General features: G+C 67.5%; 9 protein-coding genes. 1 reads left to right on the top strand and 8 read right to left on the bottom strand.

Annotation, left to right across the window (positions count from 1 at the left end):
• From bfr to V6M56_RS06975, 5 genes are all read right to left on the bottom strand, one after another.
• The coding region (bfr, locus tag V6M56_RS06995; RefSeq protein WP_332682400.1) for a bacterioferritin at positions 1 to 481 on the bottom strand (481 nt) is incomplete at its 3' end.
• Between the two features lie 98 nt (positions 482 to 579).
• Positions 580 to 867: a (2Fe-2S)-binding protein gene (locus V6M56_RS06990; RefSeq protein WP_332682399.1), complete on the bottom strand. Its 288-nt coding sequence runs from the start codon at positions 865 to 867 to the stop codon at positions 580 to 582.
• Positions 864 to 1,397, bottom strand: coding sequence for an iron response transcriptional regulator IrrA (gene irrA, locus V6M56_RS06985; RefSeq protein WP_332682398.1), 534 nt, complete (start codon positions 1,395 to 1,397; stop codon positions 864 to 866). The genes V6M56_RS06990 and irrA overlap by 4 nt, the downstream gene beginning before the upstream one ends.
• 169 nt (positions 1,398 to 1,566) lie before the next feature.
• A complete protein-coding gene (locus tag V6M56_RS06980; RefSeq protein WP_442881099.1) occupies positions 1,567 to 3,153 on the bottom strand; it encodes a DHA2 family efflux MFS transporter permease subunit in 1,587 nt (528 codons plus the stop codon).
• Between the two features lie 170 nt (positions 3,154 to 3,323).
• Positions 3,324 to 4,526, bottom strand: a complete 1,203-nt coding sequence (locus tag V6M56_RS06975; RefSeq protein WP_332682394.1) for an HlyD family secretion protein — start codon at positions 4,524 to 4,526, stop codon at positions 3,324 to 3,326.
• 142 nt (positions 4,527 to 4,668) lie between these two features.
• Here V6M56_RS06975 and V6M56_RS06970 point away from each other — a divergent pair, with 142 nt between their 5' ends.
• The gene (locus V6M56_RS06970; RefSeq protein ID WP_332682393.1) at positions 4,669 to 5,337 is read left to right on the top strand and encodes a TetR/AcrR family transcriptional regulator; all 669 of its coding nucleotides are present in this window, start codon (positions 4,669 to 4,671) and stop codon (positions 5,335 to 5,337) included.
• A 25-nt stretch (positions 5,338 to 5,362) separates the two neighbouring features.
• On the opposite strand, the gene V6M56_RS06965 is transcribed toward V6M56_RS06970, so the two are convergent.
• The 3 genes from V6M56_RS06965 to V6M56_RS06955 form a co-directional block, all read right to left on the bottom strand.
• Positions 5,363 to 6,229, bottom strand: coding sequence for an alpha/beta hydrolase (locus tag V6M56_RS06965; RefSeq protein ID WP_332682391.1), 867 nt, complete (start codon positions 6,227 to 6,229; stop codon positions 5,363 to 5,365).
• Between the two features lie 85 nt (positions 6,230 to 6,314).
• Positions 6,315 to 7,259, bottom strand: coding sequence for a DMT family transporter (locus tag V6M56_RS06960; RefSeq protein WP_332682389.1), 945 nt, complete (start codon positions 7,257 to 7,259; stop codon positions 6,315 to 6,317).
• A gap of 210 nt (positions 7,260 to 7,469) precedes the next feature.
• The coding region (locus V6M56_RS06955) for an aspartate-semialdehyde dehydrogenase (protein WP_332682387.1) at positions 7,470 to 8,054 on the bottom strand (585 nt) is incomplete at its 5' end.

Raw genomic sequence — 8,054 nt, 5'->3', positions numbered from 1 at the left:
CGTCGCCCTCGAGGCCGCCGACATGCTTCTGGGTGTAGAGTTCGAGGCCGATGCGGCCGATCAGGTCGAGCTGGGTCTCGAGGAAGTCGATATGGCCTTCCTCGTCCTTCATCAGGTCCTTGAACAGCTCCTCGGACGGGTAGTCGCCGACCTCGCGGCAGTATTTCGCGGCTTCCTGATAGAGGGAGCGGGCCTCGATCTCGGCCTTGAGATCGCACTCAATGACTTCCTTGACGTTCTCGCCGATGCGCAGCGGGTCGAGCGTCTGCATGTTCGGGAAGCCCTCGAGGAAGAGGATGCGGTCGGTGAAGCGGTCGGCATGGACCATCTCCTCGATCGATTCCTTCTTCCAGGTCTTGGCCATGTCCTTCAGACCCCAATTGTCGAGGATCCGGTAGTGCAGCCAGTACTGGTTGATGGCCGTGAGCTCGGAGCGCAGGCCCTTGTTGAGGTATTCGATGACCTTCTTGTCACCCTTCATCGCCGCTCTCCCCGCAAGCAATCCACATTAGAATGATCCTAATGTAAGATGGTGCTGCCGGAAAGGGAAGGCGGATTCATCGCGGTCGGCGAGAAATCTCAGGCGGCGAAGCGGTCGTCGTTCTCCTCGATGCCGGCCATCATCAGGCCGACCGAGACATGCACGGAGCATTCGACCTCGCGGCTGGCGCAGCTATGGCACTGGCTGGCGCAGGCGGCGCGGGCCTCGGCGAGCAGGGTGCGCACCTCGCGGGCGCAGCGGCCGCAATCGGGGCTGCAGCCGAGGCAGTCATAGGCTTCGCCCGCCGTCTTCGGACCGGAGCCGTCCGAGGCGATGGTACCCTTGATCTGCCGGCAGGAAAGGACGTTGCAGGAACAGACGATCACGCCCGGCCGCTCCCCGCGAGCTTGGCGACCGTCTCCTGGCCGTCGGCGCGGCGCAGCCGCACGATGACCTCGACCGAGGAGACCACCATGCCCTCCGGCGCCACCGGCAGGCCGGAGACCTGGATCTCGGAGCCCGGGATGTCGACGACGGTCTCGTCGTCCTCATTGTAGAAGTGATGGTGCTCGGAGACGTTGGTGTCGAAGAAGGTCTTCGGACCGGAGACCGAGACCTGGCGCAGCAGGCCGGCCTCGGAGAACTGCCGCAGCGTGTTGTAGACGGTCGCCAGCGACAGCGGCTCGCGCGCCCTGAGCGCTTCCTCATAGAGCATCTCGGCGCTGACATGGCGGTCGCCCTTGGCGAAGAGCAGCCAGCCCAGTGCCATGCGCTGGCGGGTCGGCCGCAGGCCGACGCTGCGCAGGCGCGACTTCACGGCGCTGATCGGGCAGGCGGCCGGGGCCTTCTGCGGCCACGGAATCTGGTCCGCCTGATTGCGCGCCGGGACGCCGTCCTTCAGGGACAGAATGCTCATGAAACGCCTTCCAAAACTCGCAAGCTCTGTTTCATGCAGTTTAGAATTTATCTAAACTACTGATATTATTGTCATTTTTGCCTTTTCCCGAGGCGCCTGTCAATTGCCGCCCCCCTGCGGCAAGACGCATCAGGGGGTTGTCCATGGCGCTGGCCAGGTCGCGGCGGCGTCAATGGCCGGCGTCGGCGGGCACGGCCTGGCCGGGCTTGCGCATGAAGAAAGCAAGCGCGATGAGGCCGGCGAAAATGAAAGTCAGGGCCAGGAAGGTATCCCCGAAAGCCATGACCAGCGCCTGCTTGTGGGCGCGCTGGTTCAGGAGCGCGAGCGCCATCGACTGGGCGGCGTCGCCATAATCGACGAAGCGCTGGGTCAGCTCCGCGAGCTTCTCCTCCGCCAGTTGCCGGCCGGCGGCGACGGCCTCGTGCAGGCGGACGATGTGCAGATCGGTGCGGCTGTTGAGGAAGGTGTTGATCAAGGCGAGACCGACCGCGCCGCCGAGATTGCGGGTCAGGTTGTAGAGGCCGGACGCGTTCTTGAGCTGCTGCGGCGGCAGCGTGCCGAGCGCGAGATTGTTGATCGGCACCATGCACAGCATCAGCGAGCAGCCGCGCAGGATCTGCGGGATCAGCAATTCGTGGAAATCCCAGTCGGCGGTGACGAAGGAGGCGAGCCAGGTGCCGAGCGCGAAGCCGCCGAAGCCGATCGTCATCATGATGCGCGGGTCGAGTTTCTGCGACAGCCGGCCGGCGATCGGCGCGGTCAGGAACATCGCCAGCCCGGTGACGAACATGGTCTCGCCGATCATCAGCGCGTCATAGCCGCGGATGCGCCCGAGATAGACGGGGTAGAGATAGGTCAGCCCGTAAAGGCCGATGCCCATGGTGAAGGAGAACAGCGAGCCGAAGGCGAAGTTGCGGTCCCGGAAGGCATAGAGGTCGACCAGCGGGTCGTCGCGGGTCAGCGCCCGCCAGAAGAACAGCACGCAGCCGACGAGCATCAGCCCGGTGAAGAAGACGATCTCATGGCTCTGGAACCAGTCGAGCCGCGTGCCTTCCTCCAGCACATATTCCAGGCTGCCGAGGAAGGCGGCCATGCCGGCGAGGCCGAGCCAGTCGAAGCGCTTGAGCAGGCTGTGGTCCGGCTTGTCGAAGTCGATCAGGGTCCAGGCGGCGATCGAGACGCAGATGCCGGGCACGACATTGATCAGGAAGAGCCAGTGCCAGGAGAAGGCATGGCTGAGATAGCCGCCGATGGTCGGGCCGATGGTCGGGGCCAGCGTCGCGATCAGGCCGATCAGCGGCGAGACGACCGGCCGCTTGGAGGCCGGGAAGATGGTGAAGGCGGCGGCGAACACGCCGGGGATCATGCCGCCGCCGATGAAGCCCTGCACGGCGCGCCACAGGATCATCTCGCTGATCGAGGACGACATCGCGCAGAGCACGCTGGCGACGGTGAAGCCGGCGGCGGCGATCGAGAAGAAGACGCGGGTCGAGAGCGCCCGGCTGAGATAGCCCGACAGCGGGATCATGATCACTTCGGCGATCAGATAGGCGGTCTGGACCCAGGCGATCTCGTCGGCCGAGGCCGAAAGCCCGGCCTGGATCTCGGCGAGCGAAGCCGAGACGATCTGGATGTCCAGGATCGCCATGAACATGCCGAAGACCATGGCGAGGAAGGCGAAGATGCGCCTTGCCGGGATGGCGTCGGAAGCCGGCGGGGCGCCGGCCGGGCTGGCAAGGGTCGCGGTGGCCATCATGGCCTCCTTCGGGGCGATCGCGATAGGCGTTGCGGTGGCGAGCCCTCATCCTGAGGAGCGGCCGTCAGGCCGCGTCTCGAAGGGTGGCTCCAGGGGGCGCTGGACCATCCTTCGAGACGCCGTCCCTTGCAGGACGGCTCCTCAGGATGAGGGCTCGCGTACGGGTCGGCTCAGCGGGCCTGCGGTCGCGGGTCGATCCAGACCACGACCGACATGCCCGGGCGCAGCGCATGGCGGGCGGCCGCCTCGGGAGCCAGCGCGATGCGTACCGGCACGCGCTGGACGATCTTGGTGAAGTTGCCGGTGGCGTTGTCGGCCGGCAGCAGCGAAAACACCGAGCCGGTGCCGCCGGCGATGCCGCTGACCGTGCCCTCGAAGACCTGGCCGGGCAAAGCGTCGACGGTGACCGTCGCCTTGTCGCCGATCTTCAGCGGGCCGACCTGCGTCTCCTTGAAGTTGGCGTCGACATAGATCTTGTCGAGCGGGACGATCGACATCAGCCGCTTGCCGGCGCTGACGAGGTCGCCGAGCTGGACATTGGTGTTGGCGACAAGGCCGTCGATCGGCGCGGCGATCCTCGTGAAGGTGAGGTCTCGCGCCGCCTTCTCCTCGGCGACCTTGAGCTCATCGGCCTGGCGGGCGGCTTCGAGGCGCTGCGCCTGCAGCACTTCGATATTGGCCTTCGCCTGGGCGACGCCCGCCCGCGCACTGGCGAGCCCGGCCGCTGCCTGGTCGCGCGCGGCGGTCGCCGCGTCGAGCGCGGCCTGCGAGCCATAGGATTTGGCGGCCAGGCTGTTGGCGCGGTCGAAATCCGCGAGGCTGCGGGTCACGGCCGCCTCGGCCGAGGTCGCCTGCGCCTGGGCCTGCAGCAGGCCGGCGCGGGCCGCGTCGGTCTGGGCGTCGATGCGGGCCAGGGTCGCGGCCGCGGTGGCGCTCCTGGCCCGGGCGCTTTCGAGCGCGATGCGCTGGTCGCCGTCGTCGAGGCCGACCAGCGGCTGGCCGGCCTTGACCTCCTGGTTCTGCGTGACCGAGACGGTCGCGACATGGGCCGCGAGCTTGGCCGAGATCGTCGCCATCTCGGCGCCGACATAGGCGTCGTCGGTCGAGACGATGAAGCGGCCATTGCGCCACCAGTCGAGGCCGAACCAGCCGCCGGCCACCAGTGCGGTGCCGGCGACGAGGATCAGCGCGATGCGCTTGACGGAGGGGCGGCGTGCGGGCGGCCTGGTCGCGCTCTGCCCACTGCCCGGCGCGGCTTCTTCCGGCTTGCGGGCTTCGGCTGGCGGCTGCGCCGTCTCGAGCCGCGCATCGACCAGCTTCAATCGGTCGCGGCGGGCCTCGGAATGCTTTTCAATGAGGGTTTCGGCCGTCATGCTGCTGTCCTGACGATCTCAATTCGAACCCAGCGGTTCGATATGGCTTGAGATAACGCCGAAAAGGAAGCATATCAAGTGCAAATCGAACCAAGCGGTTCGATTATTTTGCAGGTGCGAGATGCACCACGGATGGAATGAAATGACCGCGATCCCGGAGCCGCAAGCCAAGACGTACCCCCGCAACCGGCGGGTGGCCGGCGGCGATCCCGACAAGCGCCATCAGATTCTGGAAGGCGCGCATGCGGTTTTCACGGCTCGCGGCTTCGACGCGGCCAGCATGAGCGACATCGCCGCGGCGGCGAATGTCTCGAAGGGCACGCTCTATGTCTATTTCGAGGACAAGGAGCGCCTCTTCATCGCCCTGATCGAGCGCGAGCGCGAAAAGCAGAAGCAGGGCATGTACGAAGCCCTGGCGGACGATCCCGATCTGGCTCACGCGCTCGGCAATTTCGGCGAAAGGCTGGTCAAGCTGATCACCGGGGGCTTCGCGCTGAGCGCGCAGCGGATCGTGCTCGGCGTCGCCGAACGCATGCCGGAGCTCGGCCGGGAGTTCTACGAGCGCGGCCCGATGCAGGGCGCGCAGCGGCTTGCCGACTTCCTGATCCGGCGAGCCGAGCTCGGCGAGCTCGCGATCGAGGACCCGGCGCTGGCCGCGGCGCAGTTCGTCGATCTCTGCCAGTCGACGCTGATGCGTCCGCGCCTGTTCAATGCCCTGCGGACGCCGCCGAGCGAGGCCGAGATCACCCGGGTGGTTGGGGCGGCCGTGACCATGTTTCTGGCGCAGTACGGCGTGAGGAAGCCGGGCTAGCGCGCTTTTCGCGCCACCTCGGTCTCTAGCCTTTCGCGAAGCGTACGATATCGGCGAGCACCGGCGCCCGGTCACGAAAGCCGCGGCCGAGCGCGAGCAGGATGCCGGCATGGCCGAGCTCGGGATAGCTCCTGAATTCGACCTGCGCGCCGGCCGCCGCGAGCTTGCGGGCGAGCACCTGGCTGTTGCGTGGCTCTACCGTGCCGTCTTCCTCGCCGGTGGCGAGCAGGATGCGCGGCGCGCGGCCTCTGGCGTAGTTGACCGGCTGGGTCTCCATCGGGCGCGGGTACTGGCCGAAGGCGGCGATGCTGCGCGGATCGTCGAGGGGCAGGAAGTCGTAGGGTCCGGCCAGCCCGGCGACGCTGTCGACGAAGCCGGGGCGCAGGCCGGCGCGGGCGAGGTAGCGCGAATCGAGCGCCAGCATCATCGCGATATAGGCGCCGGCCGAATGGCCGCTCAGCGTAATGCCGGAGGCATCGCCGCCATGACTGGCGATGTGGTCGCGGACCCAGCGCAAGGCGAGCGCGCCGTCCTCGACAAAGGCGGGAAAGCGCACCTCCGGCACCAGCCGGTAATCCGGCACGACGGTGACGAAGCCCTGGGCGGCAAAGGCGCTGCCGACGAAGGTATAGTCGGCGCGTTCGCCACTGTTCCAGCCGCCGCCATAGAGAAAAACCATGACCGGTGCCCGCCTGGTCGCCGCTTCCGGAACGTAGATGTCGAGCCTGTGGCGCGCTTCCGGTCCATAGGCGATGCCGCTCGCTGCGAGGCGCCCGCCGGCATCGGCCGGGGTCAGCGCGTTGAGCAGGCGAAGCGGCGAGCAGGCCGAGAGCACGCCGGCGCCGCCTGCGGCCAGCAGGGCGCGGCGGTTCGGCCTCGTGATGGCTGGCATGGCGGGCGGCTGCTCCCGGACGCGGCTGCTGATCCTTGCAGTAGCGCCCGGAGCCGCCGTTGGATGCAAGCTTGATCGGAACTGCCTAGCGCCGCGCGACTGCGTTGCGGGCGCGGATGCGCTCGCGATGGGCGGTGTAGAGGCCGGAGCCGGTGATGAAGACCGCGCCGAGCCAGGTGAAGCGGTCCGGCAGCACCGCGAACAGGAAGAAGCCGAACAGCGAGGCCCAGAGCAACTGCATATAGGCGAAGGGCGCCAGCAGCGAGGCGTCGGCATGGCGAAAGGCGAGGATGACGAACCAGTGCCCGATCGTCGAGGCGACGCCGATGAAGATGCCGAGCCAGATCGCCTCGGCGGTCAGCGGCTGCCAGCTGAACGGCTGCAGCAGGCTGAGCAGCAGGAAGCCGGTGACCGCCGACCAGGCCAGGGTGGTGACCGGGTTCTCGGTCGCGCTCATCATCCGGGTGAAGATCAGCGCGAAGGCCCAGGCGGCGGCCGAAAGCGCCGGCAGCAGGGCCGCGGGCTGGAAGCCGGCGCCGCCGGGCCGGACCACGATCAGCACCCCGATCAGCCCGATCATCGTCGCCGTCCAGCGCCGCCAGCCGATCTTCTCGCCGAGCAGCGGAATCGAGAGCGCGGTGACGAAGAGCGGAGAGATGAAGCTCGTCGCGGTGGCGTCGGCGATGGGCAGGTATTTCAGCGCGGAAACGAAGAGGATCGAGGAGACGGTGACGGCGATGCCGCGCAGCAATTGCAGGGCCGGGCGCCTGGGCTTCAGCACGGCCACGCCGCCCGGCAGGGCGACGGCGAGCATGATCAGCGAGAAGGCGGCATAGCGCAGCCAGGTGATCTGCAGCGCCGGAACGCTGGCGGCAAGGACTTTCGAGACGGCGTCGGCGCTGGACAGGAAGATGCCGCCGATCAGCACGAGGCCGATGCCGCGCAGCGCGTTCTCGCGGCGCGGCGGCGGCTCCGGCCGGGGCGTGGGCTCGGCCGGTGGCGGCGATTCAGAGGGGACTGGGTGTGGCACGCCGACGATGCATCGAGGAAGGTCCTCGACCCTAGCCGATTCGCCGGCAAGACCGTCGCGCTAAGACGGAACGGCGCCCATGTCCCCGGAGGGCGCTGGCGGAAGCCGGTCTTCCGGCTCCCGACCTTGATCCTGTTGCGGCGCGGAATTCGGGGCCGCCCCGCTGCCGCTGGATGGCCGCCTGATCAGGCGCCATCCAGCGGGCCGAAGTCAGGCCGCCTGCTTGCGCGGCTGGATCAGCTTGCGGTTGATCAGCACCTCGGCGATCTGCACGGCGTTGAGCGCCGCGCCCTTGCGCAGATTGTCGGAGACGCACCAGAAGGCGAGGCCGTTCTCGACCGTATTGTCCTCGCGGATGCGCGAGATATAGGTCGCATCCTCGCCGGCCGCCTCATGCGGGGTGATGTAGCCACCGGGCTCGTGCTTGTCGATGACGAGGATGCCCGGCGCCGCGCGCAGGATCTCGCGCGCCTCGTCGGCCGTGACCGGCTTCTCGCACTCGATGTTGACGCTCTCGGAATGGCCGATGAAGACCGGCACGCGCACGCAGGTGGCGGTCAGCTTGATCTTCGGGTCGAGGATCTTCTTGGTTTCCGCCATCATCTTCCACTCTTCCTTGGTGAAGCCGTCCTCCATGAAGACGTCGATGTGGGGGATGACGTTGAAGGAGATGCGCTTGGAGAACTTCTTGGCGGCGACCTCGCCGGCCGAGAACACGGCGCGGGTCTGGTTGAAGAGCTCGTCCATGCCCTCCTTGCCGGCGCCGGAGACCGACTGATAGGTCGAGACGACGAC

Origin of the sequence: Allobosea sp. (genome assembly GCF_036675845.1) — a bacterium.
Taxonomy (GTDB): Bacteria; Pseudomonadota; Alphaproteobacteria; order Rhizobiales; family Beijerinckiaceae; genus Allobosea.
Note: the sequence above shows the minus strand (reverse complement) of the source record. Positions and strands in the feature narration are given on the sequence as shown.